This window comes from Bacillus sp. Nf3 (assembly GCF_003028545.1).
Taxonomy (GTDB): Bacteria; Bacillota; Bacilli; order Bacillales; family Bacillaceae; genus Bacillus; species Bacillus safensis.
Genome location: NZ_PYUA01000006.1, coordinates 1 through 25271 on the forward strand (window position 1 = coordinate 1; position 25271 = coordinate 25271).

Here is a 25271-nt window from a genome sequence, read left to right on the forward strand (position 1 = left end):
GGTGACACGTGGAGCTGACAGATACTAATAGATCGAGGACTTAACCTATATTCTAATGTGAAACATGAACATTGTTATCTAGTTTTGAGAGAACATTCTCTCCATCAGGTTTGGTGGCGATAGCGAAGAGGTCACACCCGTTCCCATACCGAACACGGAAGTTAAGCTCTTCAGCGCCGATGGTAGTTGGGGGTTTCCCCCTGTGAGAGTAGGACGCCGCCAAGCTTGTAATATTTATATCATCGCGGGGTGGAGCAGTTCGGTAGCTCGTCGGGCTCATAACCCGAAGGTCGCAGGTTCAAATCCTGCCCCCGCAACCAAAATGGTCCGGTAGTTCAGTTGGTTAGAATGCCTGCCTGTCACGCAGGAGGTCGCGGGTTCGAGTCCCGTCCGGACCGCCATTTTTATAACTTGTAAACGAAAACGTATAGTTTCGTTTTTTTTTATGTCTTTTTCTTTCTACAAGTACCCACGATGCAATGAAATGATTTGTGTTTGGCTACACTATATGAAAGAATAGATAGATTACTTCAACCCAGCCTGGTTTTTACACACCAGGCTTTCTTTATATCATTTTTAGTTGGAACTGAGACTTATATTCGCTACACTAATACTAACTGTGTTTGACATCATGTCTACTTAACCAATTGATTGCAAGAAGGGGCTGTCTTTTTATGGATGAATTTGATCTTATTCGCCGAATCACACCAAAAGATACATATCAGCGCTCTTTGATCATGGGCATCGGTGATGATGCAAGTGTTTATCAACCTCATTCACATTGTGAAGAGGTCGTTTGTGTTGATACAATGGTGGAACATGTTCATTTTCGTTTTGACTTTTCCACACCTTTTGAAGTTGGCTTTAAGGCACTGGCAGTCAATGTCAGTGATATCGCTGCAATGGGAGGCACCCCAAAGTATTATCTTGTTTCAATTGCAATCCCGCCTCATGGTGATGAAACAATCGTCACGGCTCTTTATGAGGGAATGAAAGCGTTGGCTGACACCTATCGTATGGATTTGATTGGTGGAGATACAGTAGCCACCCGCAGTGACTTTGTCATTACCGTGACGGTCATTGGTGAGGTGTCAAAGGGAGCAGCTTGTTATCGCCACAGTGCTCAAACTGGAGACGTCGTATTTGTCACAGGTGAACTCGGTTCGTCGGCCGCTGGGTTATCAATCTTAATGAACGAAGCAGTTCCTTCTAAGGCGGTCGACGCTGATTTCTTTCTTAAGCGTCATAAAATGCCTCAGCCTCATATTGCTGCTGGTCACATTTGTTCAAGTTTCCCGCGGGTCACCTTGAATGATGTGAGTGATGGATTAGCGAGTGAGTTGAATGAGATAGCCGAAGCGAGCGGTGTGAGGATCGAGATAGAAGCTGATAAGCTTCCAATTCATCCAGATTTACAGGTGCTGCGCAAAGACTGGCATGAATGGGTGTTATTTGGGGGAGAAGACTTTGTTTTAACTGGTACGATACCAGAATCTGATTGGGAAAGCTTTGAATCTCAATGTCAAAAAGAAGGCATTCAGATCACACGTATTGGACAAGTCAAGGATGATCAAGCAGCTAGTGTTATGTTAAAAGACAATGATCAACAAACAATGTTAATGAAAAAAGGATATAATCATTTTAAGAAATGAGGTGACATCAACGGTGAAATTAACATGGACAACAAAAGGTGCGGATGAGACGAAACGAATTGCCGCTGCTTTGGCCAAACTTGTGATGCCAGGCGATGTATTGACATTAGAAGGAGATTTAGGCGCAGGCAAAACCACTTTTTCAAAAGGTTTTGCGGAAGGCTTAGGAATTACCCGTATCGTCAACAGCCCCACCTTTACAATTATTAAAGAATATACCGATGGCAGACTGCCACTTTACCATATGGACGTGTACCGCATGGAAGATGCGGAAGAAGACATCGGACTCGAAGAATATTTTGAGGGTGAAGGTGTATGCTTGGTTGAATGGGCACATCTGATTGAACCTCAATTGCCTTCTTCCTATTTAAAAATTGAAATGCTGAGAACAGAACGTGAAGAAGAACGGCATCTCACGTTTGATGCAAAAGGGGAGCGTTATGAGTCCCTTTGTAAGGAGATGAAAGAATTTGACCATACTGGCCATTGATACATCAAACCATACACTAGGAATTGCTCTTGTAAGAGACCTCACTGTGATTGGCGAGAGCATTACGTATTTAAAAAAGAACCATTCCGTCCGAGCGATGCCCACTGTTGAAGCATTAATGAAAGAATGTGGTGTAGCACCAAGCGAACTAAGTAAAATCGTTGTGGCAAAAGGACCTGGTTCTTACACTGGCGTCAGAATAGGTGTTACCATAGCAAAAACACTTGCGTGGACGCTGTCTATCCCGATATCGGCTGTTTCGAGTTTAGAAGCGCTTGCGGCAAATGGCCAATATTTTGATGGGTATATCTCACCTCTATTTGATGCGAGAAGAGGACAAGTTTATACTGGGCTATATACGTTTGAAAAAGGTAAGATCAAAGAGGTCGAACCAGATCAAAATATCCTGCTGACGGATTGGCTTCATGAGCTAAAGCAGACAGGAAAACCTGTTCTATTTCTTGGACAAGATGTGCACCTTCATGAAGAGAGCATTCGCTCCATTTTAGGAGAAACGGCTGTACTGGCAGAGGGGACATTTCATAACCCAAGACCTTCAGTGCTTGCATTTTTAGGCGCAGATCGTCCTGCTGAAGATGTTCATCAGCTTGTTCCTAACTATATTCGTTTGGCAGAAGCGGAAGTGAAATGGCTTGAAGGACAAAAATAACCTTAACATAGCAGAAATACGGCAAATGACAGTAGCGGACATTCCAGAGGTGTATACGATTGAAGTGCATTCGTTTACAGCGCCTTGGAAAAAGGAATCGTTTGTCTATGAGATTCTTCATAACCAATACAGCCATTATTTCCTCATCGAAGAAGATCAGCAGCCTGTTGGATATTGCGGGGTCTGGATTGTCATGGACGATGCACAAATTACGAACATTGCGATTCTCCCTGAGCACAGAGGAAAAGGCTACGGGGAAGCATTGCTTCGATATGTCATGGAATTTTGCAAAGAAAAAAAGACAGATCATCTTTCTTTAGAGGTGCGAGTTTCAAATACACCAGCACAATCACTCTATGAAAAGCTCGGTTTCAGACCAGCTTCTATTCGAAAGAATTATTATACGGATAATGGAGAAGATGCATTAGTCATGTGGGTGAATATAAATGAGTGAACAAACAGATCGATTCATATTAGGAATAGAAACAAGCTGTGATGAAACAGCTGCGTCCATTGTGAAAAATGGAAAGGAAATCGTGGCAAATGTGGTCGCCTCGCAAATAGACAGTCATAAACGATTTGGCGGTGTTGTACCTGAAATTGCTTCGAGGCATCACGTGGAGCAAGTCACCATCGTATTAGAAGAAGTGATGACACAGGCGGGTATGAGCTTTAAGGATTTGGATGCGATTGCTGTTACGGAAGGACCCGGTCTCGTCGGTGCCCTGCTGATTGGCGTCAATGCAGCAAAGACACTGAGCTTTGCCCATCAAATTCCTCTTGTTGGTGTTCATCATATTGCAGGGCATATTTATGCCAACCAGCTTGTTGATGAATTGGAGTTTCCATGTTTAGCTCTTGTTGTCTCTGGCGGACATACTGAGCTTGTTTTAATGAAGGAGCACGGATCTTTTGAGGTCATCGGAGAAACATTAGATGATGCAGCTGGAGAAGCCTACGATAAAGTGGCCCGGACGATGGGTCTCCCGTACCCAGGCGGACCTCATATTGATCGGTTAGCACATGAAGGAGAGCCGACAATTAAGCTTCCTCGTGCATGGCTTGAAGAAGGGTCTTATCACTTTAGCTTCAGTGGTTTAAAATCAGCTGTGATCAACACCTTACACAATGCGTCACAAAAGGGAGAAACGATTGCCCCAGAGAATTTAGCCGCAAGTTTTCAAGCAAGTGTCATTGAGGTGCTTGTTGGGAAAACATTGAAAGCAGCAGAAGCCTATGGTGTGAAGCAGGTTGTTCTAGCTGGAGGAGTCGCTGCCAATAAAGGACTAAGAGAAGCTTTAACTTCAGCATTCACGAAACTGCCAGACGTGAAGGTTATTATTCCGCCATTATCACTTTGCACAGACAATGCAGCCATGATCGCTGCCGCCGGAACCGTTGCGTTTGAAAAAGGAAGCAGAGGCGATATGGCGATGAATGGCCAGCCAGGATTGCCGCTAGTCTCATATAAATAAAAACTCCTGTGGATTACAGGGGTTTTTATTTTTCTATGAAAGCGATTTATTCACATGTAAACGTTATATATCCACAATTATTAGAAAATTTTGTTTTAAAGTGAAGAGGATGTGTATAAATACGACATTTTTTGTGGATATGTGATTAAAACGCTGTGGATAAAGTGGATAAGTCTAAAGTGTTTAAGAATAATCAAGAAGTTATTGTGGGTATCGTTGTGGATAATAAATTTTCATTGAAAGAAAAAAGAGTACCCTTTAGGGCACTCTTTAAGAATCTGACAGCTCTTCCCACTCCGCAAAAAGTGATTCTAACTCTTGATTGAGCGTATCATTTTCTGTTTGAATGGCTTGAACCTTCTCGTGATCTTGAAAAATATCAGGATCACATAACAGCTCTTCATTTTCGCCGAGCTTGTCTTCAATGACAGCAATCCGTTTTTCAATTTCTTCAATCCTGCGCTGCTTTTGTCTTTCTTTCTTTTTCAGTTCTTTTTCTTCCGCATAAGAAAGCTTTGTTGTTTCTACTGGCTTTGCTGCTTGTTTTTTAAGCGGTTCATTTTCTTGAAGCGCCTCGAGCTCTAATTGTTCATTTTTCTTTTCAAGGTAGTAGTCATAATCACCGAGATATTCTTTTGTTTCTGCATGCGACAGTTCGAAAACTTTCGTTGCGAGACGGTTGATAAAATAACGATCATGCGAAACAAATAAGATGGTACCTGGATAATCGATCAGTGCATTCTCTAAAATTTCCTTACTATCTAAGTCCAGATGGTTTGTAGGTTCATCGAGAATAAGGAAATTGGCTTTTTGAAGCATCAGCTTTGCCAGCGCAAGGCGTGCTTTTTCCCCACCGCTTAATGCATGGACAGGCTTTAAAACGTCATCACCTGAAAAGAGGAAGTTTCCTAAACATGTCCGAATTTCTTTTTCATTCATATGAGGATAATCATCCCAAAGCTCATTTAGCACTTTTTTCGAGGATGTCAGTTTGGCTTGCTCTTGGTCATAGTAGCCGATCGTGACATGAGATCCAAAAGTGATGTCGCCTTTTACTGGTGTTAATGTGTTCGTTAACGTTTTTAAAAGGGTTGATTTCCCGATCCCGTTAGGACCAATGAGTGCCACACTATCCTCGCGTTTAATCTGAAAAGAAAGAGAGGATAGGAGCGGTGTTTTTTCATCATAACTAATATCGAGATCATGTACCTTCAGTACATCATTGCCGCTTTGTCTCGTAATATCAAAATGAAAGTTTGCAGATTTTTCATCACCTAAAGGCTTATCTAAACGATCCATCCGTTCGAGCTGTTTGCGTCTGCTTTGAGCGCGCTTTGTGGTGGAGGCTCTTGCCAGGTTACGGTCCACGAAATCCTGGAGCTTTGAGATCTCTTCTTGCTGCTTTTCGTATAGTTTCATATCCCGCTCGAGCTGCTCTGCTTTCAGATCCAGATACTTACTATAGTTCCCTGCAAACTTTTTCATCGAAGTTCTTGAGACTTCATAGACGTGGTTTACGACTTTGTCTAAGAAATAGCGGTCATGGGACACGATGAGAATGGCACCTGTATAATTTTGCAAATACTGCTCAAGCCATGATAAGGTATCAATATCTAAATGGTTGGTCGGCTCATCCAGAATTAAGAGTTCTGGTTTCATTAACAAGAGCTTTCCAAGTGCTAAACGGGTTTTCTGGCCGCCGCTTAAAGATTGGACGGTTGTCTCATCTTCAAAATGACTAAAGCCGAGTCCATGAAGAATGGAGCGGACATCTGCTTCATATTGATAGCCGCCTTGATCTTTAAATTCCTGCTGAAGCCTGTCATAGGTTTTCATAAGGGCTTCCAGCTCAGAACCTGTGGAAGAAGCCATTTTCTCCTCAATGGTTCTCATCTCTTGTTCCATCTCTTTTAAATGATCAAAAACCGATAATAATTCGTTTTTTAGCGTACGTGTAGACGTCACATCGGTATGCTGTGCTAAATAGCCGATCGATAGGTCTTTTGGTTTGATGATCTCACCTTGCTCGTAAGACATTTGACCGGCAATGATTTTCAAAAGCGTGGATTTGCCTGCGCCGTTACGACCTACAATGGCAATTCGATCCCTTGCTTTGACTTCCAATTTTATATTCGTTAAAACGGTATCAGCGCCAAACGATTTGGACAGCTGATTCACTTGTAGAATCATCATGTAACTTCACCTCTGCTATAATATGTTAAGTGTAGCTTATCAGCAGTAAACCGGCAAATGTTACATACAATCGCCATATTCAAATGAAAGACAGATAGGAAAAAATAGTGTATCATTTGAGTGAGGGAGCGTTGAAAGATGAGTCAATTTAGCCACTTTAACGAACAGGGAAGAGCAAAGATGGTCGACATTAGTGACAAATCGTCTACAGTGAGAACCGCCGTTGCTGTTTCAAGTGTTCGTATGATAAAAGAAGTGTTTCATAAAATACAACAGCGTGAAATTGGAAAAGGGGATGTGCTGTCTGTTGCACAGGTTGCTGGCATCATGGCAGCAAAGCAAACATCTACCATCATTCCAATGTGTCATCCGCTTGCACTAAAAGGCGTGGATATCTCCTTTGATTGGGAGGAAGATGGAAATGCGCACATCCTGAACATACAAGTACAGGTAAAAACAAAAGGAAGTACAGGTGTGGAGATGGAAGCGCTCACTTCTGCTTCAGTATGTGCACTGACCGTTTACGACATGTGCAAAGCGATTGATAAAGGTATGATCATCGGTCCTACCTATCTAATTGAAAAGACAGGCGGGAAAAATGGTGATTTCTACAGAGCATCTGATATTTAAGTTGGAGGACCTTATATGAATATAGATCAGTCAAAAATTCCACAAGCGACAGCCAAACGTTTGCCGCTTTACTACCGTTTTTTAAAAAATCTGCATGCATCAGGAAAACAAAGGGTGTCATCAGCTGAGCTTAGTGATGCAGTCAAAGTGGATTCTGCCACCATTCGCCGAGATTTTTCGTACTTTGGTGCACTTGGGAAGAAAGGATATGGCTATAATGTCGATTATCTCTTGACCTTCTTCAGAAAGACCCTTGACCAAGATGAAATGACCAATGTCATGCTCATCGGTGTCGGGAATTTAGGAACTGCTTTTTTACACTATAATTTCATAAAAAATAATAATACAAAAATTTCAATGGCTTTTGACGTCAATGAGAGTAAAATAGGAAGTGAGATAGGCGGCGTGCCTGTCTATGATTTGGATAAGCTTGAAGAGCATGTTCAAGAGGTAGGAGATATCCCTGTTGCAATTTTGACAGTACCTGCCGTAGCAGCTCAATCCATTACAGATCGTTTGATTGCCCTTGGCATCAAAGGAATCCTTAACTTTACGCCGGCTCGATTGAATGTGCCGGAACACATTCGAATTCATCATATAGATTTGGCGGTTGAACTTCAGTCTCTTGTGTATTTCTTAAAGCATTACTCTGTTACGCAGGAGGACTGACGAAAAGGGGTAAAGGGGGTGGAGCAAATGGGTCCGATCGGTCCTGGGAGTTTGATTCTGATTGCGATTGTAGCGCTCATTATTTTTGGGCCGAAAAAGCTTCCTGAATTAGGAAGAGCAGCAGGAGATACATTACGTGAATTCAAAAATGCCACAAAAGGCTTAGCTGATGATCAGGAAGAAAAAAAGAAAAAAGAAGATCAGTAGAATAGGATGAGCTTCATGAATGTCAAAGATATGCCGCTTATGGAGCATATTGTGGAACTGCGAAAACGCCTAGTGATCATTGCGATGTTTTTTGTTGCCTTTATGGTGGCTGGTTTTTTTCTCGCTAAGCCGGTCATTGTGTATTTACAAAATACCGATGAAGCGGCAACACTGACGCTGAATGCATTTAAGCTTACAGATCCACTGTACGTGTTTATGCAGTTCGCTTTTGTCATTGCTTTGGTTTTGACGTGTCCCGTTATTTTATATCAGCTGTGGGCGTTTGTGAGTCCAGGCTTATATGAAAAAGAAAGAAAGGTGACACTTGCTTACATTCCGATTGCACTGCTTTTATTTTTGAGCGGTGTGGCTTTCTCTTACTTTATTTTATTTCCGTTTGTCGTCGATTTTATGATGCGAATGTCGAATGATTTAAATGTAGAGCAAGTCATTGGGATTCATGAGTATTTTACATTTCTAATGCAGCTAACACTTCCATTTGGCTTTTTGTTTCAGATGCCCGTCGTGTTGATGTTTCTCACAAGACTTGGCATCATCACACCGATGTTTTTATCAAAAATACGGAAGTATGCCTATTTTGTCCTCCTTGTCATTGCCGCACTCATTACACCGCCAGAGCTTGTTTCTCACCTCATGGTCACCTTGCCAATGCTCGTTTTATACGAAGTGAGTATTATCATTTCAAGAGTGACCTACCGCAAAATGCAGCAAACAGAGGAGAAAGAAAAACATTATGTTTCATAAAAAAGCATCATGATCCAATGAGGATCACGATGCTTTTTCTATTGTGTAAGAAATTGATTGATCGTGTGAAAGAGGTGCTCATAATAGGCAGGCTCATGCGGGACAAAATTATGAATACCCACTTCGATGCTTTCCTCACGTCGTTCTCCGTTTGCATCAACTATAAAGCCCTCGATACGAATTCTTTCACATGATCCTGTTAAAAGCTGCTGTGCATCAACCAGTTTTGCTCTGTACAGACCAGCGACTTCTTCTTTCTGTAGATGAACTTCCATGTGCTTTTCTTCATTCATATAAAGATACACATGGCAGAACTCACGGTCGATGAAAGAAGGCAGGTGAATTTCATCTTTTATGATTCCTGTATAAGTAAGGTCCTCAAAAGGGATAGAAAGACCAAGTTCTTCTTCTACCTCTCTTAAGCCATCAGAAGGCTGTTCATCTTCGAGAAGGTGACCTGCTGCGGTGATATCAAACAGTGAAGGAAAATCCTTTTTTGCAGGACTCCTTAGCTGAAAATAGAGATACACGGTGCCATGCTCCTTTTTGAGAAGCCAGAAATGAAATGTTTCATGCCAAAGACCTTGGGCGTGGACATCTGAACGAGCGGCAGCTCCAATGGTTTCATGCTGATCATTGAAGAAACGAAGTTTTTCATGTTCCATGAAGTTACATCCTCCATAAAAAAACCATTTTCCAAACGCGGAAAATGGTTTTTGATTTATTTTTGCTGCTGTTTTTTGAGTTTGACAGAGAAGGCAAACATTTTAAGCGCGATATTGATATTATAGGCCGCAAACACCATCAGCAAAATGCTGTAAAATGACCACATGTCACCTGGATTTTGAATGGCCATATAGGTGAAAGCCACACCTACGGCAAAATAAATGATGCCCCATACGACTGGGTTTCTCATGAGAAAAAGCCTCCAATAATCATTTGCATGGTTTGAGATTGTTCTTCAATCATTTTTTTCACTGGCTCAATCTGCACAAGAACGACAAGTGAGTTCATCAGCATATGAGCGCCGATTGGGACAATGATTCGTTTTGTTTTCGCATATAAAAAGGCAAAGGTAAAGCCCATTGCGGTATAGAGCAAGATATGGGGAAAATCATAATGTACAGCAGCGAAAACCACTGAACTGGCAAGTGCTCCAATGAAGAAATTCGTTTTTTCATAAATCACACCAAAGATGATTTTACGGAAAATGATTTCCTCTAATATCGGTCCAATCAGGGCGATGACGATCACAAGCCAAGGAACGGCATCCATAATGGATAAAATGTTTTGGGTATTTTCAGATTCTCGTCCAATGCCAAATGCATATTGTTCAATCGCCCCCGCAATTGATTGTGCAAAGAGAGAAAGAAAGAAACCGCCAATGATCCATGCGATAGCAGAACCGATTGAAGCTGGTGCTTCATTTCGCAGTGAAGCTTTTGGGACGGTTCGAAGGATGAGCAGAATAATAATCAATCCGATACAGAAACTGATGATTGTCCACGTTCCTGATAATTTTGAAAGCTCTGTTTGAGTCATCGGTGATTGGATGAATCCCAGCCATTTCATCATGAGAAAATAAGGAAACGCAGATACCTGTACCAATATATACGTTAAGATGATGTACCAATATTGTTTTTTCAAGTAACGAAAACCCCTTTACTAAAAGAACTAAATTTATTGTAACACAAGTCTTCTTTTTCGATAAAAGGGAAAGAATCTGAGATTCAAAAAGATCGTGAAAGCGTAAAAATTTTTAAAGGTTTTCACTTGAAATTGCAGAAGAGATTCTTTATTATAATAAATGTGTTAGCACTCACTGGTGATGAGTGCTAAAAAAGACTACATATAAAAATTGAGGAGGTTGTTTCTTATGTTAAAGCCATTAGGCGATCGCGTAATCATTGAACTCGTTGAATCTGAGGAAAAAACCGCTAGCGGTATTGTTTTACCGGATTCTGCAAAAGAAAAACCGCAAGAAGGTAAAATTGTTGCAGCAGGTTCAGGGCGTGTACTTGAAAGTGGTGAGCGCGTTGCGTTAGAAGTAAGCACAGGCGACCGCATTATCTTCTCAAAATATGCAGGCACTGAAGTGAAATATGAAGGAAAAGAATACTTAATCCTTCGTGAGAGCGACATTTTAGCTGTTATTGGTTAATCATATAAAAAACATTGAGATAAATTTTTAAAAAGACTGAGGAGGTTTCGTTATTATGGCAAAAGATATTAAGTTCAGTGAAGAAGCACGTCGCGCAATGTTACGTGGTGTAGATGCACTTGCAGATGCTGTAAAAGTAACTTTAGGACCAAAAGGACGTAACGTGGTTCTTGAGAAAAAATTCGGTTCTCCACTTATCACAAATGATGGTGTAACGATTGCAAAAGAAATCGAATTAGAAGATGCATTTGAAAACATGGGTGCAAAACTTGTGGCTGAAGTTGCAAGCAAAACAAACGACGTAGCTGGTGACGGTACAACGACTGCAACAGTTCTAGCTCAAGCGATGATCCGTGAAGGTCTTAAAAACGTAACAGCTGGTGCAAACCCTGTTGGCGTTCGTAAAGGGATCGAAGAAGCAGTGAAAGTAGCACTTGAAGGCTTGCACGAGATTTCTAAACCAATCGAAGGTAAAGAATCAATTGCTCAAGTTGCGGCTATTTCTGCAGCAGATGAAGAAGTCGGCAGCCTAATCGCTGAAGCGATGGAGCGCGTTGGCAACGACGGAGTTATCACAATCGAAGAATCTAAAGGTTTCACAACTGAGCTAGAAGTGGTTGAAGGTATGCAGTTTGACCGCGGATATGCTTCACCATACATGGTGACTGATTCTGATAAGATGGAAGCAGTTCTTGAAAATCCTTACATCTTAATCACAGATAAAAAGATTACAAACATTCAAGAAATCCTTCCTGTACTTGAGCAAGTTGTACAACAAGGAAAACCATTATTGCTTATTGCTGAAGATGTAGAAGGCGAAGCACTTGCAACTCTTGTTGTGAACAAACTTCGTGGTACATTCAACGCAGTAGCAGTAAAAGCACCTGGATTCGGTGATCGTCGTAAAGCAATGCTTGAAGACATCTCTGTTCTAACTGGCGGAGAATTAATCACAGAAGATCTAGGACTTGACCTGAAATCAACTGAAATCGGTCAGCTTGGCCGCGCGTCTAAAGTCGTTGTGACAAAAGAAAACACAACAATCGTTGAAGGTTCAGGAGATTCTGCTCAAATCGCAGCACGTGTGAACCAAATCCGTGCACAAGTAGAAGAAACAACTTCTGAATTCGATAAAGAAAAATTACAAGAACGTCTTGCAAAACTAGCTGGCGGCGTCGCTGTCATCAAAGTTGGTGCTGCAACTGAAACAGAACTAAAAGAGCGTAAACTACGCATCGAGGATGCACTGAACTCAACTCGCGCAGCAGTTGAAGAAGGTATCGTATCCGGTGGTGGTACAGCACTTGTGAATGTATACAACAAAGTCGCTTCAATTGAAGCTGATGGTGACGTTCAAACAGGTGTAAACATCGTTCTACGTTCTCTTGAAGAGCCAATTCGTCAAATCGCTCACAACGCTGGTCTTGAAGGATCAGTCATCGTTGAGCGCTTGAAAAACGAAGAAATTGGTGTCGGCTTCAACGCAGCAACAAATGAATGGGTAAACATGATCGAAAAAGGAATCGTTGACCCAACAAAAGTAACTCGCTCTGCACTTCAAAACGCAGCTTCTGTAGCAGCAATGCTTCTAACAACTGAAGCAGTCGTAGCTGACAAACCAGAAGAAGGCGGCTCAGGCGGCGGAATGCCAGATATGGGCGGCATGGGTGGAATGGGCGGAATGATGTAACACCCCTCGAAAACCCCTTGAAATATAGGGGTTTTTGTTATGTCTATTTTTATTGATTACGAACGCAAATGAATTGAAACCTTCACCGTTTCTCAACCGTTTACATATGAGACAGTAATTTAATGAATTTTTATCTAAAATGAAGAAATGAGATGACTTTAAAAAGAAAAGCGGTGATCATATGGGCTTTACTACTTGGGTGGCAATTATTGTTGTACTAGCCGTCGTGTTTGGATTGTTTGGATCGAAGAAGCGTGATAAATAATGAAAGAGTTAACCCCCACTTTCAAATAGGAGTAGGGGTTTTTTATTGTTAAGTGGAAAGCATTTCAGAGTTTTAAAAGGCGATCGTGATTTTTGAAGGACCGTATGCATAAAGCATACCCTCTTCACAGAAGCTGCTCTAAAATAAAAAAAGCCCTCATCATTCAAGGGCATTAATGAAAGTTTATTTTACTTTTACTGTGAATGTCACGTCTTTTCTATTCATGTAATCGTCAGTTGTGACATTTCCAAATTTCAGCTTTAATTCTTTGATGTTTTTAATGTTGATCTCTTTGCCTTCAGGAGCTAAGAATTGAATAACACCATCTTGTTTAACGCCACCTTCAACTTCGCCACCAATATCACCATCAGTCATAAACATATTCGCATCTAGTTGCATGCTTCCTGCTACAGCTTTACCTTGATCTGGATAGAAGTTTAGAACTTTATCTGTCGTATTTTCAATATTCATTCCAACATTGATTCTATCCTTCATAATTTTAATTTCGCCAAGGTTTACTTTCATTCCTTGAGCAGTTGTTTTGTGTTTGCTCGCATTTATTTTCTTTGAACCATCATCTTTTTTGTTTTTTGATTGTGTTTTTGTGCTTGTAGACTCTTTTTCTTTAGACGCACCTGTAGACACATCTTCTGTTGAGCCGCAAGCAGCAAGTGTAAATGTTAGCCCTAAAGCTAAAAATAAAGCATAGAATTTCTTCAAAATGAAAATCCCCTTTTGTTTAATTTATATAAGCGTCTTTTGCTTATACATTGACTATGACTATTATAATAGGATAAAAGAACCTACAAATCAACAAAAAATGATAAAAATAGAAAATAATTGTTTTTAAGTGTTTTTTGATAAACCAGTTAGCTTAAAATTACTTAAAATCCACTTCTGATGACTTAAAACGAACTTGAATTTCCTTATAATAGAATTATTATAAGGGATTGGGAGTGATTGGAATGGATGGTTCGTCAATCAAGACGGTTAATAGAGAGGATCAACATGAATTCTTGTTTCTGAATATATCTTCAAATACAATTGGGGCTCTTTCAAAGGAATCAGCTGAGAGGATTCTAAAGGTAAGGAACATCGATGAAATTCACCAATTGATGTATGTTCCTATTGAAAATCATGAAGACCTCAAATGGCTGATCCACTCTTTGCATAAAGCCATCATGGATGAAAAAGATGTACGTGTCGCTCTTGAATTGGCTGATCTACTCTATTTCTTTGTTGTCCCTGCTTACAAAGAAGAATTGATGAGCCGGGAAGATTTGTCACAGATGATGAATGACATTCTATTTATGTTGGATCTTTGGACAGATGAAAACATAATAGAGTTAGTTGTTGCCATACAATATGAATTACAAAAAGTAGAGAGAAAAGGCTTGTAGAGCAATCTCTACAAGCTTTATTCTCTCTACTTATACAGTTGTGTTATTGACGACAGGCTCTTTTCTAAACACGCCCATGCAGCCTGCAATGATGATTAATACAGCTGGAAGGATGAAGAACATAGAAATAGAAATAATGCCACCAACAGCAGATACTAATAATAAAATTCCACCAAGCTTTGCTTTTTTCTTTACAATGACAGATGAGACAATGGCAAGAATAGAGAAAAGCATTGCTGCCCAGCCTAATCCTGTAATTTCACTGGTGCCTGAATCGCTAAATGCCGCATCGATTCCTCCGAAAGCAAGAGCGAACATTGCGCCGAAAAATCCAAAAATACCTCCAATTAAACCTAAAACAAATTCTGTCGTTCTTTTCATAATACTTTCCCCCGATATGTACATAAGAATTATTGGTACTTAAGAACCAACACAATCTTACTAATCGGCATTTCTTTCATAATGTTAATAGTTTTGTTAAAAAAAAGAAGAAAATCCATAAAGGATTTTCTTGTCCAGTTATTGGGCTCTTTCCCAAGTAATTTTTGTTTCATTTGTTTTTTTCGTTCCCTTTGCCAGCACCTTGCCGTTTTCTTGTTTCACGGTGATGTTTAGGTCATAAAAGGAATAGAGAGCGCCGAGGCTGTCGTTTTCTGGTTTATGAAGGTTGTTTTCTTTTTCGGTTGATGCTCCAATGGCGAGCGTCTTGGCAAAGTTTAAACCGATGACTTCAGCGTAATCACTATTGGTATCAGAGGAAGCTGTTACGTTTAAAGAAATGATTTTTTTCTTTTGATCCACGGTGATGTCAGTGTCTTTGATGAGTTTAGACTGCTCCATCACTTCTTTCGTTTCCTTTTGAATGCGTTCATTAATTGTTGGAAGTGCCTTCGTTTCTATTTTTTGTTCTTTCGTCGTATTTGAGCAAGCTGCTAGAATGCAGAGACTTGCAACTAGACTCATGAAAACAAGTAGACTTTTTTTCACGTTCGATCTCCTTTTTTCTTCGAAGTATGTATGCTTATGTTACCACGAATCCTTGTTTTGATTAAAAGAGAAGTGTTGATAAGCTGTGAACAATAAAAAGCACCCTCTACCGGGTGCTTTATTTCTTATTGTGCTGAAAGGCTTGTACTTAATGGGATAGAAGAAATGACGGTGAATTTAGGAGTGGCAGCACCGGATTCTAAATTTTTACGTAAAAGCGATGATTTGATTGACCCATCCCAATTTTTATAAACACTTCCTGATGTATTTGCACGAAGCTGTACATTTGAGAAGCTTGCTTGTGAATAGCTGTTTGTTCCATTATCCTGTACGCCGTGTACCATTTTGACAACATCAAGGTTTTTCAGACGGCTAGGGTTGTATACAGGCTGCTTATAGCGCAATTTCCCATTGACATATAGTGACACCGTACCATCACCATTGTTAATAAGCTTTAAGTTGACGCGTGCGCCATCTTTAATACTTGAATCGTATTCGCTGTTCCAGTATTTACTGCCGCCTTGTGAGCCGCTGCCCAGAAAGACCTTATAGCCAGAAGACGTTTTTGAAATACCGCTCTCTACAACGGCAGAGCCGAGACCGAGATACCAGTCCGCATAGCCGTTTTTAATGGTGGCTGTTTTCGGCAGGACAATATCGGCAGAGATACCTGACCATTTGGCTTCATCCGTTTGTGTCACAATGGCGCCGTGACGAGGACTAGCCGCTGAGGCAGGAAGGCTTGAAAACATCAAAACGAAGGCCAAACTTACAATTAAAACAGTGAACCACTTTTTCATGAAAATTCCCCCTTAAATTTAATTCACCTTCATTATATAAAATGAAAGAGGGGAGCTGCTTACAATGTTCTAGCTGATTTTGGCAGTATTTATGAACTTAATCGGTCATAAAGTGGTCAACTTGTATTTGAATTGTAATGTGTCTGTAAAATAACTGGGTTCATCTTCATGTATAATAAGTGCAGAAACCAAAAACGGAGGATTTCTTAATGAATAAAAAGCTTATCACGACAATCGTAACAGTAGCTAGTTTATTTTTAGCATTCAGTTTCTCACATGGAGCAAGTGCAAAAAAAGTAAGCGGCAATATTACTTGGTATAATGGTGTCGGCAAAAAAGGCGCAGATGGAAAAAAACTCGGTCATTGGGATGCAGCAACTAAAATGGGCTTTGACGTACCGAAAAAAGGTACAAAACTAAGAGTGACAACAAAAGCGAAACCACATAAAGTGATTACAGTATATAAATATGATGTAGGCAGAATGCCAAATGCTGTACTAGACGTAAGTCCAAAAGCATTCAAAGCACTTGGGTATAAAACAAGTAAAGGTGTCGTAAAAGGGCATTACACTTATTAATACATAGGCATGCAAAGAAGCGGGAAAAGTTCATTTTCTGGCTTCTTTTCTTGTAGAGAGGGTCTGAAAGGCAATGAAAAAATCAACATGGTGGATCATCACAGTCATTGGCGTCGCAGTGATTGCGGCAGTTCTTTTCTTCATGATGAAGCCGGGGCAAGAGGCAAAACATGCAGGGAAAGTTAAAACAAACCAAGATGCAAAAGACGAATTGCTCGTTTCATTTACAGATCAAAAGTTAAACAATACTTATTACTTGCATGATCGGGCACTTCATACGGAGAAACTGACAGCATATCCTTCGATTGCTTATGATTCTACGAAACAGGTTTTATATTACACGTATACAGATGAAGATACGCAAAAGGTGAGTATTCGGGAATTAAAGGTGAAATCTGAAGAAGAAAAAACACTGTTTACGAGTGATGATTCCATCGACAGTATGAGGCTGTCTGGTGATGGGAAGAAGTTATTTCTTAGGTATAACAAGGATTCTGGAGAGCAATTTTATGTCGCATCTTTTGATTTGAAAACACACAAAATGAAGGAGCTGTATCCAGAAAAAAGCAAGGACGATACGGTGAGTTCTTTTGCATATGATCCGACTTCAAATGATTTGGCGATCCAGCATTATTCTTTAAAAGAAGATTATCAAAAAACCGATGAAGCGAATGAAAAGGGCAGAGATCCTGAACCAACAACCATGAAGATCACCCTTCAGACAGGTGAGAAGGGGAAACGCATTGCACGCATCTCACAAACGATCAATGATATCTCATTCTCTCCAGATCATAAGAAATTGATTTATACGGAAGTAAAGGTTCGTAAAGAAAAAGAAATATCCTCTATAAAAATGCTTGATGTAGAAACAGGAAAAACGACGACACTCGTTAAAAACAGTCAGGATGTTCATATTTTAAGTGCTGCACAGCCACAATTTTCTACGGACGGGTCGTCAGTTTATTTCTTAGGTGTTGCAAAGAACGCAAAAGAATTAAAGGATGACACTGGACGAAAGGCTAAGGTAAGAACGATTTTTGAATACAATATGAAGAAGAAAGCAGTGGAAGCCGCTTGGGAGAAGGATGGCGGAATCATTAACAATTTCACTGTCAATCGATAAAGGAAACGTTCAGTTATCTATATAACTGGGCGTTTTTTTATTTTTCACTTGAAATGCTTGAGAAATGGGGGAATTTATAGGAAGAAAATCAGTTTTTAAGCAGTGATACGAGTGCTATTTTCATATTTTGCTTATGTGACAGAGGAAAAGAAAAAGGGTAATATGAGTGAACATAAAAAAACGAGAGGACTGATGACATCTCGTTTTCTCTGTTTTATTTGTTTTCATCTAATAAGTTTTGAAAGATAAACAGGGCATTAATGGAGTGAGGGAAGCCAGCAACCTTTGTACAGTGTTTAATAATCTCCATAATCTCTATGACAGAAAGTCCAATATGTAATGCTTGTTCAAAATGAGTCTTTAAGTCTTCATCACAATCGCCTTTTGTGATGAGGGAAGATAATGTGCTGATGGCCTTTTGTTTTTCATCTAATATGAAGTGATTGAATTCTTTTTGTTCACTGAGTTCAATGGTTAGTTGTTCAATGTTTGACCGAATGCTTTCGTTCTCATGAATTGAAAGCTTCTCTCTGTTACCTGCCGCTGTTTCTTGTTTGACCTGGCAAGTTTCTTTTTCTTCATTCAAATTGAACTCCTCCGTTTGTTATCGCAATTTTCCATTTGTTCGTTCATTATGGCTTATGTGCCTTTTGATAGATGTAATGGGTATATAGTAGTATTATCGGTTTGCTGCGTCAACTTTTTAAGTGTGTAATGCTCTTCAAAGGAATGATTCATGCGATTTATTTTTCCATTTTGAAATGGATCATAAAAGGGCTAATGAATAGATGTCCGTTAGCCCCTTTGTAATCAGTAGTTTCATAAAAGTTCTACGCATTTAGCGGAAGAGTGGTTTCATTTTTAATGAATGATATCCATCGGCCTCATCATGTCATAATCTTCATGCTCTAAAATATGACAATGCCACACATATCGGCCGGTATATGGAACAAATCGAGCAACGATCCGAATGACTTCACCTGCATGCGCCTGAATGGTGTCCTTGTAGCCTTGTTCATGTAGAGGAGGCGCTTCGTTTGGTCCTGTATACACGATTTCTCCTGTCGATTGATAGACTTCTGTATCAAACGGCCTTCTGTCTAAAACCCTAAATTGAACAAGGTGCAAATGAATAGGGTGTGTACCCCTAGTTGGATTGACGATAGACCAAACCTCTAGACTGCCAAGACGAGGATTTTCCGTGACAGGGTCATTCCAAAATTGGTTATCGAGCAATAGGATAGGGCGGCCGTATTTATCCTGTGTGCCGGTAAGTGTGAGTGTACGCTCTCTATCAGCTCGACTTGGCCGAAGCGGTGGCAGCGGTTTGAAAATCGGACGTAATGTCTTAGGTACCCTTCCTTTTAGCGGACGTGTGACTTTGAATTGCATAATGTTCGCATCTGTTTCAGGATTCACATCCTGTCCGCAGCCGGCTGTATTTTTGAGAGTGATCGTTTTGTTTTCGTAAGCTGAAAAGTCGATGATGACATCGAAACGTTCAGCAGGTGCGATGCTAAATGATTGATGGCGAACGGGTCTTGGCAAAAATCCCCCATCGGAACCAATTTGCATGATTGTAGCATCGTTATCTAGATGCAGCTCGTAAGTTCTAGTATTGGACGCATTTAAAATACGAAAACGGTATTTTCGCGGCTCTACTTCTAAATACGGCCATACTTTTCCATTGACTAAGATTGTTTCTCCACAAAAAAAGGGCACGATGGATGGATCTGGTATGTCACTGTCTTCTGGTGTGTTGTTTGGTCTGCTAGGATAAAACAGTGAGCCATCCTCCTGAAATGTACGGTCCATAATCATTAAAGGAATGTCATAGTCATCTTTCGGAAGCTCTAAAGACTTTTCAAATGCATCTGAGATCAAATAAAACCCAGCTAAACCGGCGTACACATTTAGTCGTGTCAATGCCATCGCATGATCGTGATACCACAATGTGCAGGCTTGTTGATGATTGGGGTATACGTAAGTCTCTCTTTCAAAGAAGGGGCCGGTTGCTTCAAAGTCCCGTGAAAACCAGGCTTCTGGATAGCCGTCACTGCTTGCTGGTGTGACACCGCCATGTAGATGAACGACTGTTTTGACCTCTGGTTCATCGTGATGCCCAGGATGAATGGTGTGATCGACAGGGAGGAAATGTTTCAATGGCAATTTGTTCTTCCATTTCACTTTGACCTTTTCATTTCGATTGGCTTTAATGGTTGGACCAGGCAAGCTGCCATTATAGGTCCATAGCTTGGTTGGGGGCAGGTCTCTATGAACTTTTAAGAATACCTCCTCCATAGCAATTTCATAATACGTTTGTCTTGGGTTCTTTTTGACGGGCTCCGCGACTTCTGGAATTGGAAGCTCGTCAACAAATTTTTCTAGGTTCATGTTGACTAATCCTCACTTAAATACAATTTGATACAGTATAAGTGCGGACATCTAAATAGGTGAATAAAATAAAAAACCCGCTTTTCAGCGGGATAAATTAAGGGTGTTTATTTTCGAGCGCCGCATTTGCAGGCACTTTTTTATTCGGTTTAAAGATAAAATAAGCAGCCAGTACGCTAAAGGTAATGATACTCGTCAAAATGAGCTGTGGCCGCATGGATTCGATAAACAGCATCGATGCCAAGATGGCGCAAATAACCAAAATAGTAAAGTACGTGAGGTATGGGAACAGCCACATTTTGATTTTGAGCTGTTCTGGATTTTCTTTTTCGATTTTACGGCGCATTCTTAATTGTGAAACGGCGATGACCAAGTAGACAAGAAGGGCAATGGCGCCAGATGCATTGACTAAGAACAAGAAGATGGTTTCAGGATAAAAATAGTTCATCATGACAGCAATGTAGGAAAAGAAGGTACCTGCGACTGTAGCTGCTACAGGAACACCACGTTTGCTGATTTTCATAAAGCGTTTCGGTGCTTCGCCTCTTTCTGCTAATGAATATAGCATTCTGGACGTTGTGTACAATCCGGAGTTTAAACAAGATAGAACAGCTGTTAAGACAATGACGTTCATGACTTGAGCGGCTGATGGAACACCGATGTATTCTAATACCGCAACGAAAGGGCTTGTTAAAATACTTGCGGAATTCCACGGAAGCAAGGTGACAACGACAGCAATTGATCCGACATAGAATACGATAATACGCCATACAACAGAGCGTGTGGCTGTCGTCACAGATTTGACTGGGTCTGCTGATTCACCGGCCGCTATGGCCACAATCTCCGTTCCCATGAAGGAAAAGATGACGACGACGATTCCGAGTAACACAGAGCTGAATCCATTTGGAAGGAAACCGCCGTTCCCTGTTAGATTGGCAAGACCTGAAGTATGATGACCGCCAAAACCAAAGATAAATGCAAAACCAATGAGTAGAAAGAGAATGATGCTGACGACTTTAATCAATGAAAACCAATATTCAAATTCGCCAAAAGATTTAACAGAAAAGATATTTGTTAATGTTAAGAGGATTGTGAGGATAAGACTTGTGAGCCAAACAGGTGCATCTCCATACCAATATTGAATAATGGCAGCACCAGCAATGGCTTCGATGGCAATGACGATCACCCAGAAGAACCAGTAAAGCCAGCCGATTGTAAAACCGGCCCATGGACCGATAGCATCGCTCGCATATTGTGAGAAAGAACCGCTTGTCGGATAGGCACATGCCATTTCTCCGAGCATTCTCATAATAAAGATCACCAGAAGTCCGGCAAAAGAATAGGAAAGAATGGATCCAGGCCCTGCAGAATGAATGACAGCGCCGCTACCAACAAATAGCCCTGCCCCAATGACCCCAGCAATGGAGATCATCGAAATATGTCTTGTTTTAAGGTTTTTTTGAAGACCGTTTGTCATGTTGGACATTTCTTTACCTCCAAACATTTCTCATGAATAGAGAATTTGTTTTTAGAATATTTTAAATTTTATCACACTGAATTGTCATTCAGCATTGGACAGGTTATCAAACTGACATTTCAAACCTCTTAACATGATGTTAAAAAGTATAAAGGATTTGAGAGATTATGTTCCCTCTTTTCCTTCGGATGATTCTTAAAATAACATAAAAAAGGGGGTGGGGAAGTTGTGTCACAAAATAAAATTATTCTGATAATTTCCCTAAGGAGAGAGATTTGACGATATGTCCATTTCGAAGAGAATTGGAAAAAGGTTGATAGGAGTAGGTCTTGAGGTCATTTGACCTTGTAAAAATAAGTTTACTTAGGTCAACACATTTCTATTTATCCTATTTTGCTGACATAAGCGAATCATGTTGCTGTAGACCCACACGGGCTTTGCTTTGTAAGATAAATAATAGAAAAGTGATGTGTGAGGAGGCGCGGTTCGACATGGAGCGCTATAACGAATTAAGACAAGGTGAAACGGGTGCTTGGGTTAGCATCATTGCCTATGTGATCTTATCTGCGGTCAAACTCATTATTGGGTACGTGTTTCATTCAGAGGCCCTTTCGGCAGATGGATTGAATAACACGACGGATATTATTGCATCCCTTGCTGTGTTGATTGGGCTGCGTATTTCTCAAAAGCCGCCTGATGAAGATCATCCATACGGTCATTTTAGAGCGGAAAATATTGCGTCTCTTGTGGCTTCCTTTATCATGATGCTTGTTGGGCTTCAGGTTTTGCTGAGTGCAGGGAAGTCGCTCTTCTCATCTGAGCATCAAACGCCGGATATGATCGCGGCTTGGACGGCAGCAGGAAGTGCTGTTGTGATGTACGGTGTGTATATTTATAACCGCAATCTGTCCAAACGGATCAATAGCCAGGCACTTCATGCGGCAGCTGCTGATAATAAATCAGATGCGTATGTGAGTATTGGAACATTTGTAGGAATTATGGCTTCTCAATTTCAGCTGGCATGGATTGATACGCTTGCAGCGTTTGTCATTGGCTTAATTATTTGTAAAACTGCATGGGAAATTTTCAGAGATGCTTCTCATTCGTTAACAGACGGTTTTCATATCAAAGATATGTCTAAATATAAAGAGACCATTGAAGCAACACCAGGAGTGGGCGATTTAAAGGATATTAAAGCGCGTTATCTTGGAAGTACAGTCCATGTGGATGTAGTGGTTGAGGTCGAGCCCAACTTGAACATTGCAGAAAGCCATGATATTGCAGATGAAATTGAACGCAGAATGAAACAGGAGCATGATATTTTACACTCTCATGTTCATATGGAGCCAGCAAGTGAGCCGAAAGAAGAGAAGAAGTCTTTTCCATCGTGAGAAGGCTTCTTTTTTATACGTGCTGATGTTATATGCAAATGCGTGTTGTATGGTAAAGTTAGACTATATGAAATTTGACAGAAACGTGATAGGAGGATCAGGATGGCATTTGAAGAACCGATGCATTCAGATTTACAAAAAATCGTAGATAACATCAATAAAGTCATGGTTGGGAAAAAAGACATTGCGATATTAAGCCTTGTTGCGATTTTGGCGAAGGGGCATGTGCTGCTAGAGGATGTGCCTGGTGTAGGGAAGACGATGATGGTTCGTGCTTTGGCAAAATCCATTGGTTGTGAGTTTAAGAGAATCCAATTCACTCCTGACCTTTTGCCTTCAGATGTAACAGGCGTGTCGATTTACAATAAAAAGACGAATGAATTTGAATTTAGGCAAGGACCGATCATGGGGCAGATTATTTTAGCTGATGAGATCAACCGGACCTCTCCTAAAACACAATCAGCTTTACTTGAAGCGATGGAGGAAGGCAGTGTCACTGTGGACGGGGAAACGATGCCGCTTGCGGATCCATTTTTCGTTATGGCGACGCAAAATCCAGTTGAATATGAAGGAACTTATCCGTTGCCAGAAGCGCAAATGGACCGGTTTTTATTCAAGCTGCAGATGGGATATCCGACTATGCTCGAGGAGCTGGAGGTGCTCAACTTGCAGGAGAAGCAATCCCCGATTGATACGCTCCAAGCTGTCATGACAAAGGAACATATCCATGCGTTGCAACAGGCTGTTCAAACCATTCATGTGGATGCATCCATTAAAGAATATATTGTTGAAATTGCTCAAGCGACGCGTAAACACCCATCTGTTTATCTAGGTGTGAGTCCAAGGGGATCGATCGCCTTGATGAAAGCGGCACAGGCGTATGCGCTTTTGAATCAGCGCGATTATGTGATTCCTGATGATGTACAGTATTTGGTGCCTTATACATTACCGCATCGTATGATTTTAACATCAGAAGCGACATATGAAGGGAAGAAGGCGGAGACACTGCTGCGACAAATGCTAGAGCAAATTGGCGTGCCAGTTCAAAAGTCGATGACTCAATGAAGTCACGTCATCGTTTAGCAGTTTCATTATGGTTACGGGTGATGATGCTCATCATTCTCACTGCGGCAGCCTTTTGTTATGCCATGTTTCAGGGAGGGTTTGTGAGCTGGTTCCTTTTTTATGCATTTTTACCATATGCTTTGTATGCATTGCTGTTTGCGCTCGTACCGCTTCGCGCGACAGCCAAGAGGGCATTACAGCAAACCCGTTTGAAGGCGGGGGATGTGCTGTCCATTGACCTTGAAATCAAGCGGACACATCCATTTCCGTACGTTTACGTCATGATAGAGGATGCTCCGCCAGATACCTTTCATTTACAGGAACAGATTGAAATGAAGCAAATGCTGTTTCCTTGGTTTCGGAAAACATGGCGATTTTCTTATCAATTGAACGATATTCCGCGGGGAGAGCATCATTTGACAGCGATTAGAATCAAAACGGGTGATATGTTTGGGTTTGTTGAAAAAGAAATCATCATTCCGCTAGAGAAAAAGCTGCTTGTCTACCCAAAAGTGCTGGATATCCTTGTAGAGCCTGCTGAGTCAGTGAATGAAAATGGAGGCAAAGCGGTTCACTCGTGGTTAAATGAACCGACCCATGTGACAACAGGCGTACGGGAATACCAGCAAGGAGACCGGTTTGCTTGGGTGGATTGGAAGACGACGGCCAGAAGAGGCCAGCTGATGACGAAGGAATTTGAACAAAATCAAGCACAGGACCTTGTCGTGTTTGCTGATTTTACTGATCAAGCTGTTTATGAAACAGTTGTATCTATTACAGCATCTGTTCTTCAAACGGCTGTGAAAAAAGGAGTGCCGTCAGGTCTTGTCCCACTAGGAGATCAGCATGCCTTTCGAGTCGATCAAGGAGAACTTCATTTACAGGACATGCTTTATTATTTAACAAGGGTACAGCATCAGCCTTCCCGCGCACTAGAATATAAACCGTTAGCAGCGAGTGAGTATCAGCATTCAGGAAAATATGTCGTCACAGGTCAGCTGCAGGAGGAATTTGCGGCAAGTCTCTTTGGAAATCGAAATAGAAAGAACATCACCGTGCTTTTAGTGAAGAAAGCCGTTGACCGTTTGACGACAAAAGAAAAACAGCTTGCAGACCGGCTCAAGGCCTCTGGAATACGCATCACCCTTTTATTTGAAGACCGGCTGCACGAAAGAACTGTGAGGTGACA

At 41.0% G+C, this 25271-nt stretch carries 28 protein-coding genes, 2 tRNA genes and 1 rRNA gene; 20 read left to right on the forward strand and 11 right to left on the reverse strand.

Annotated features, from left to right (window positions below; translation table 11 throughout):
- Window positions 1-109 precede the first annotated feature (109 nt).
- The 8 genes from rrf to tsaD all read left to right on the forward strand — a co-directional run bounded on the left by rrf (window position 110) and on the right by tsaD (window position 4287).
- Window positions 110-225: ribosomal RNA gene (rrf, locus tag C9414_RS15380) — 5S ribosomal RNA — on the forward strand.
- Window positions 226-243: 18 nt separating this feature from the next.
- Window positions 244-320: transfer RNA gene (locus C9414_RS15385), tRNA-Met, on the forward strand.
- Window positions 321-324: 4 nt separating this feature from the next.
- Window positions 325-401: transfer RNA gene (locus C9414_RS15390), tRNA-Asp, on the forward strand.
- Window positions 402-674: 273 nt separating this feature from the next.
- A complete protein-coding gene (gene thiL, locus C9414_RS15395; protein ID WP_073979363.1) occupies window positions 675-1652 on the forward strand; it encodes a thiamine-phosphate kinase in 978 nt (325 codons plus the stop codon).
- Between the two features lie 13 nt (window positions 1653-1665).
- Entirely contained in the window at window positions 1666-2142 is a 477-nt protein-coding gene (gene tsaE / locus C9414_RS15400) for a tRNA (adenosine(37)-N6)-threonylcarbamoyltransferase complex ATPase subunit type 1 TsaE (RefSeq protein ID WP_059376127.1), read from the forward strand.
- On the forward strand, window positions 2123-2812 hold the full coding sequence (tsaB, locus tag C9414_RS15405) for a tRNA (adenosine(37)-N6)-threonylcarbamoyltransferase complex dimerization subunit type 1 TsaB (protein WP_073979365.1): 690 nt from the start codon (window positions 2123-2125) through the stop codon (window positions 2810-2812). Before tsaE ends, tsaB begins: the two co-directional genes overlap by 20 nt.
- Before the next feature lie 25 nt (window positions 2813-2837).
- Window positions 2838-3266, forward strand: coding sequence for a ribosomal protein S18-alanine N-acetyltransferase (gene rimI, locus C9414_RS15410; RefSeq protein WP_047202836.1), 429 nt, complete (start codon window positions 2838-2840; stop codon window positions 3264-3266).
- Window positions 3259-4287 (forward strand): tRNA (adenosine(37)-N6)-threonylcarbamoyltransferase complex transferase subunit TsaD, encoded by a 1029-nt coding sequence (tsaD, locus tag C9414_RS15415; RefSeq protein WP_107163983.1) that lies wholly within the window; start codon window positions 3259-3261, stop codon window positions 4285-4287. The genes rimI and tsaD overlap by 8 nt, the downstream gene beginning before the upstream one ends.
- A 270-nt stretch (window positions 4288-4557) precedes the next feature.
- Here tsaD and C9414_RS15420 read toward each other — a convergent pair whose 3' ends face one another.
- Window positions 4558-6480, reverse strand: a complete 1923-nt coding sequence (locus C9414_RS15420; RefSeq protein WP_107163984.1) for an ABC-F family ATP-binding cassette domain-containing protein — start codon at window positions 6478-6480, stop codon at window positions 4558-4560.
- A gap of 138 nt (window positions 6481-6618) precedes the next feature.
- On the opposite strand from C9414_RS15420, the gene moaC reads away from it, so the two are divergent.
- The 4 genes from moaC to tatC are packed head-to-tail and all read left to right on the forward strand — an operon-like array spanning window position 6619 to window position 8751.
- Complete coding sequence (gene moaC / locus C9414_RS15425) at window positions 6619-7110, forward strand: cyclic pyranopterin monophosphate synthase MoaC (protein WP_107163985.1); 492 nt, start codon at window positions 6619-6621, stop codon at window positions 7108-7110.
- 15 nt (window positions 7111-7125) lie between these two features.
- On the forward strand, window positions 7126-7779 hold the full coding sequence (locus C9414_RS15430; protein WP_008355687.1) for a redox-sensing transcriptional repressor Rex: 654 nt from the start codon (window positions 7126-7128) through the stop codon (window positions 7777-7779).
- A gap of 27 nt (window positions 7780-7806) precedes the next feature.
- On the forward strand, window positions 7807-7986 hold the full coding sequence (locus C9414_RS15435) for a twin-arginine translocase TatA/TatE family subunit (protein WP_008355689.1): 180 nt from the start codon (window positions 7807-7809) through the stop codon (window positions 7984-7986).
- A 6-nt stretch (window positions 7987-7992) separates the two neighbouring features.
- Entirely contained in the window at window positions 7993-8751 is a 759-nt protein-coding gene (gene tatC / locus C9414_RS15440; protein ID WP_098676753.1) for a twin-arginine translocase subunit TatC, read from the forward strand.
- A 38-nt stretch (window positions 8752-8789) separates the two neighbouring features.
- Here the strand turns inward: tatC and C9414_RS15445 are convergent, their stop codons facing one another.
- Genes C9414_RS15445 through C9414_RS15455 form a run of 3 tightly spaced genes read right to left on the reverse strand, consistent with a single transcriptional unit; the run spans window position 8790 to window position 10398 of the window.
- Complete coding sequence (locus C9414_RS15445; RefSeq protein ID WP_107163986.1) at window positions 8790-9416, reverse strand: NUDIX hydrolase; 627 nt, start codon at window positions 9414-9416, stop codon at window positions 8790-8792.
- Between the two features lie 56 nt (window positions 9417-9472).
- Entirely contained in the window at window positions 9473-9667 is a 195-nt protein-coding gene (locus C9414_RS15450) for a YdiK family protein (protein WP_003213897.1), read from the reverse strand.
- Window positions 9664-10398 carry a CPBP family intramembrane glutamic endopeptidase gene (locus C9414_RS15455; RefSeq protein ID WP_107163987.1) on the reverse strand — a complete coding sequence of 245 codons (735 nt, stop codon included), beginning with the start codon at window positions 10396-10398 and terminating at the stop codon, window positions 9664-9666. Before C9414_RS15455 ends, C9414_RS15450 begins: the two co-directional genes overlap by 4 nt.
- 229 nt (window positions 10399-10627) lie before the next feature.
- Here C9414_RS15455 and groES point away from each other — a divergent pair, with 229 nt between their 5' ends.
- Entirely contained in the window at window positions 10628-10912 is a 285-nt protein-coding gene (gene groES / locus C9414_RS15460) for a co-chaperone GroES (protein ID WP_024426730.1), read from the forward strand.
- A 55-nt stretch (window positions 10913-10967) separates the two neighbouring features.
- Window positions 10968-12602 carry a chaperonin GroEL gene (gene groL / locus C9414_RS15465; RefSeq protein ID WP_024424467.1) on the forward strand — a complete coding sequence of 545 codons (1635 nt, stop codon included), beginning with the start codon at window positions 10968-10970 and terminating at the stop codon, window positions 12600-12602.
- Between the two features lie 448 nt (window positions 12603-13050).
- On the opposite strand, the gene C9414_RS15470 is transcribed toward groL, so the two are convergent.
- A complete protein-coding gene (locus tag C9414_RS15470; protein WP_107163988.1) occupies window positions 13051-13587 on the reverse strand; it encodes an LptM family lipoprotein in 537 nt (178 codons plus the stop codon).
- A 245-nt stretch (window positions 13588-13832) separates the two neighbouring features.
- On the opposite strand from C9414_RS15470, the gene C9414_RS15475 reads away from it, so the two are divergent.
- Window positions 13833-14267 carry a hypothetical protein gene (locus tag C9414_RS15475; protein ID WP_107163989.1) on the forward strand — a complete coding sequence of 145 codons (435 nt, stop codon included), beginning with the start codon at window positions 13833-13835 and terminating at the stop codon, window positions 14265-14267.
- A 30-nt stretch (window positions 14268-14297) separates the two neighbouring features.
- On the opposite strand, the gene C9414_RS15480 is transcribed toward C9414_RS15475, so the two are convergent.
- The 3 genes from C9414_RS15480 to C9414_RS15490 all read right to left on the reverse strand — a co-directional run bounded on the left by C9414_RS15480 (window position 14298) and on the right by C9414_RS15490 (window position 16054).
- Window positions 14298-14648: a DUF4064 domain-containing protein gene (locus C9414_RS15480; RefSeq protein WP_107163990.1), complete on the reverse strand. Its 351-nt coding sequence runs from the start codon at window positions 14646-14648 to the stop codon at window positions 14298-14300.
- Window positions 14649-14786: 138 nt separating this feature from the next.
- The gene (locus tag C9414_RS15485; RefSeq protein WP_107163991.1) at window positions 14787-15254 is read right to left on the reverse strand and encodes a hypothetical protein; all 468 of its coding nucleotides are present in this window, start codon (window positions 15252-15254) and stop codon (window positions 14787-14789) included.
- A 125-nt stretch (window positions 15255-15379) separates the two neighbouring features.
- A complete protein-coding gene (locus C9414_RS15490) occupies window positions 15380-16054 on the reverse strand; it encodes a hypothetical protein (RefSeq protein ID WP_041087018.1) in 675 nt (224 codons plus the stop codon).
- Between the two features lie 209 nt (window positions 16055-16263).
- On the opposite strand from C9414_RS15490, the gene C9414_RS15495 reads away from it, so the two are divergent.
- Window positions 16264-16632 carry an RlpA-like double-psi beta-barrel domain-containing protein gene (locus tag C9414_RS15495; protein WP_024424478.1) on the forward strand — a complete coding sequence of 123 codons (369 nt, stop codon included), beginning with the start codon at window positions 16264-16266 and terminating at the stop codon, window positions 16630-16632.
- Between the two features lie 73 nt (window positions 16633-16705).
- Window positions 16706-17755 (forward strand): hypothetical protein, encoded by a 1050-nt coding sequence (locus tag C9414_RS15500; protein WP_047202825.1) that lies wholly within the window; start codon window positions 16706-16708, stop codon window positions 17753-17755.
- A gap of 214 nt (window positions 17756-17969) precedes the next feature.
- Here C9414_RS15500 and C9414_RS15505 read toward each other — a convergent pair whose 3' ends face one another.
- From C9414_RS15505 to gabP, 3 genes are all read right to left on the reverse strand, one after another.
- Window positions 17970-18341 carry a carboxymuconolactone decarboxylase family protein gene (locus C9414_RS15505; protein WP_039176890.1) on the reverse strand — a complete coding sequence of 124 codons (372 nt, stop codon included), beginning with the start codon at window positions 18339-18341 and terminating at the stop codon, window positions 17970-17972.
- A gap of 275 nt (window positions 18342-18616) precedes the next feature.
- The gene (locus C9414_RS15510; RefSeq protein WP_107163992.1) at window positions 18617-20149 is read right to left on the reverse strand and encodes a multicopper oxidase family protein; all 1533 of its coding nucleotides are present in this window, start codon (window positions 20147-20149) and stop codon (window positions 18617-18619) included.
- Window positions 20150-20246: 97 nt separating this feature from the next.
- Window positions 20247-21635 (reverse strand): GABA permease, encoded by a 1389-nt coding sequence (gene gabP / locus C9414_RS15515; protein WP_039176895.1) that lies wholly within the window; start codon window positions 21633-21635, stop codon window positions 20247-20249.
- Between the two features lie 482 nt (window positions 21636-22117).
- On the opposite strand from gabP, the gene C9414_RS15520 reads away from it, so the two are divergent.
- From C9414_RS15520 to C9414_RS15530, 3 genes are all read left to right on the forward strand, one after another.
- A complete protein-coding gene (locus C9414_RS15520) occupies window positions 22118-23017 on the forward strand; it encodes a cation diffusion facilitator family transporter (RefSeq protein ID WP_034282879.1) in 900 nt (299 codons plus the stop codon).
- 102 nt (window positions 23018-23119) lie between these two features.
- Window positions 23120-24082 carry an AAA family ATPase gene (locus C9414_RS15525; protein ID WP_039176899.1) on the forward strand — a complete coding sequence of 321 codons (963 nt, stop codon included), beginning with the start codon at window positions 23120-23122 and terminating at the stop codon, window positions 24080-24082.
- 101 nt (window positions 24083-24183) lie between these two features.
- Complete coding sequence (locus tag C9414_RS15530) at window positions 24184-25269, forward strand: DUF58 domain-containing protein (protein ID WP_258182640.1); 1086 nt, start codon at window positions 24184-24186, stop codon at window positions 25267-25269.
- The last annotated feature ends 2 nt before the right edge of the window (window positions 25270-25271 follow it).

What these genes read in the sequence shown, in the direction of transcription:
- thiL (WP_073979363.1), top strand. Translation starts at nt 675, where the DNA reads ATGGATGAATTTGATCTTATTCGCCGAATCACACCAAAAGATACATAT.
- rimI (WP_047202836.1), top strand. Translation starts at nt 2,838, where the DNA reads ATGACAGTAGCGGACATTCCAGAGGTGTATACGATTGAAGTGCATTCG.
- tsaD (WP_107163983.1), top strand. Translation starts at nt 3,259, where the DNA reads ATGAGTGAACAAACAGATCGATTCATATTAGGAATAGAAACAAGCTGT.
- C9414_RS15420 (WP_107163984.1), bottom strand. Translation starts at nt 6,480, where the DNA reads ATGATGATTCTACAAGTGAATCAGCTGTCCAAATCGTTTGGCGCTGAT.
- moaC (WP_107163985.1), top strand. Translation starts at nt 6,619, where the DNA reads ATGAGTCAATTTAGCCACTTTAACGAACAGGGAAGAGCAAAGATGGTC.
- C9414_RS15430 (WP_008355687.1), top strand. Translation starts at nt 7,126, where the DNA reads ATGAATATAGATCAGTCAAAAATTCCACAAGCGACAGCCAAACGTTTG.
- C9414_RS15435 (WP_008355689.1), top strand. Translation starts at nt 7,807, where the DNA reads ATGGGTCCGATCGGTCCTGGGAGTTTGATTCTGATTGCGATTGTAGCG.
- tatC (WP_098676753.1), top strand. Translation starts at nt 7,993, where the DNA reads ATGAGCTTCATGAATGTCAAAGATATGCCGCTTATGGAGCATATTGTG.
- C9414_RS15445 (WP_107163986.1), bottom strand. Translation starts at nt 9,416, where the DNA reads ATGGAACATGAAAAACTTCGTTTCTTCAATGATCAGCATGAAACCATT.
- C9414_RS15450 (WP_003213897.1), bottom strand. Translation starts at nt 9,667, where the DNA reads ATGAGAAACCCAGTCGTATGGGGCATCATTTATTTTGCCGTAGGTGTG.
- groES (WP_024426730.1), top strand. Translation starts at nt 10,628, where the DNA reads ATGTTAAAGCCATTAGGCGATCGCGTAATCATTGAACTCGTTGAATCT.
- groL (WP_024424467.1), top strand. Translation starts at nt 10,968, where the DNA reads ATGGCAAAAGATATTAAGTTCAGTGAAGAAGCACGTCGCGCAATGTTA.
- C9414_RS15475 (WP_107163989.1), top strand. Translation starts at nt 13,833, where the DNA reads ATGGATGGTTCGTCAATCAAGACGGTTAATAGAGAGGATCAACATGAA.
- C9414_RS15480 (WP_107163990.1), bottom strand. Translation starts at nt 14,648, where the DNA reads ATGAAAAGAACGACAGAATTTGTTTTAGGTTTAATTGGAGGTATTTTT.
- C9414_RS15490 (WP_041087018.1), bottom strand. Translation starts at nt 16,054, where the DNA reads ATGAAAAAGTGGTTCACTGTTTTAATTGTAAGTTTGGCCTTCGTTTTG.
- C9414_RS15495 (WP_024424478.1), top strand. Translation starts at nt 16,264, where the DNA reads ATGAATAAAAAGCTTATCACGACAATCGTAACAGTAGCTAGTTTATTT.
- C9414_RS15500 (WP_047202825.1), top strand. Translation starts at nt 16,706, where the DNA reads ATGAAAAAATCAACATGGTGGATCATCACAGTCATTGGCGTCGCAGTG.
- C9414_RS15510 (WP_107163992.1), bottom strand. Translation starts at nt 20,149, where the DNA reads ATGAACCTAGAAAAATTTGTTGACGAGCTTCCAATTCCAGAAGTCGCG.
- gabP (WP_039176895.1), bottom strand. Translation starts at nt 21,635, where the DNA reads ATGTCCAACATGACAAACGGTCTTCAAAAAAACCTTAAAACAAGACAT.
- C9414_RS15520 (WP_034282879.1), top strand. Translation starts at nt 22,118, where the DNA reads ATGGAGCGCTATAACGAATTAAGACAAGGTGAAACGGGTGCTTGGGTT.
- C9414_RS15525 (WP_039176899.1), top strand. Translation starts at nt 23,120, where the DNA reads ATGGCATTTGAAGAACCGATGCATTCAGATTTACAAAAAATCGTAGAT.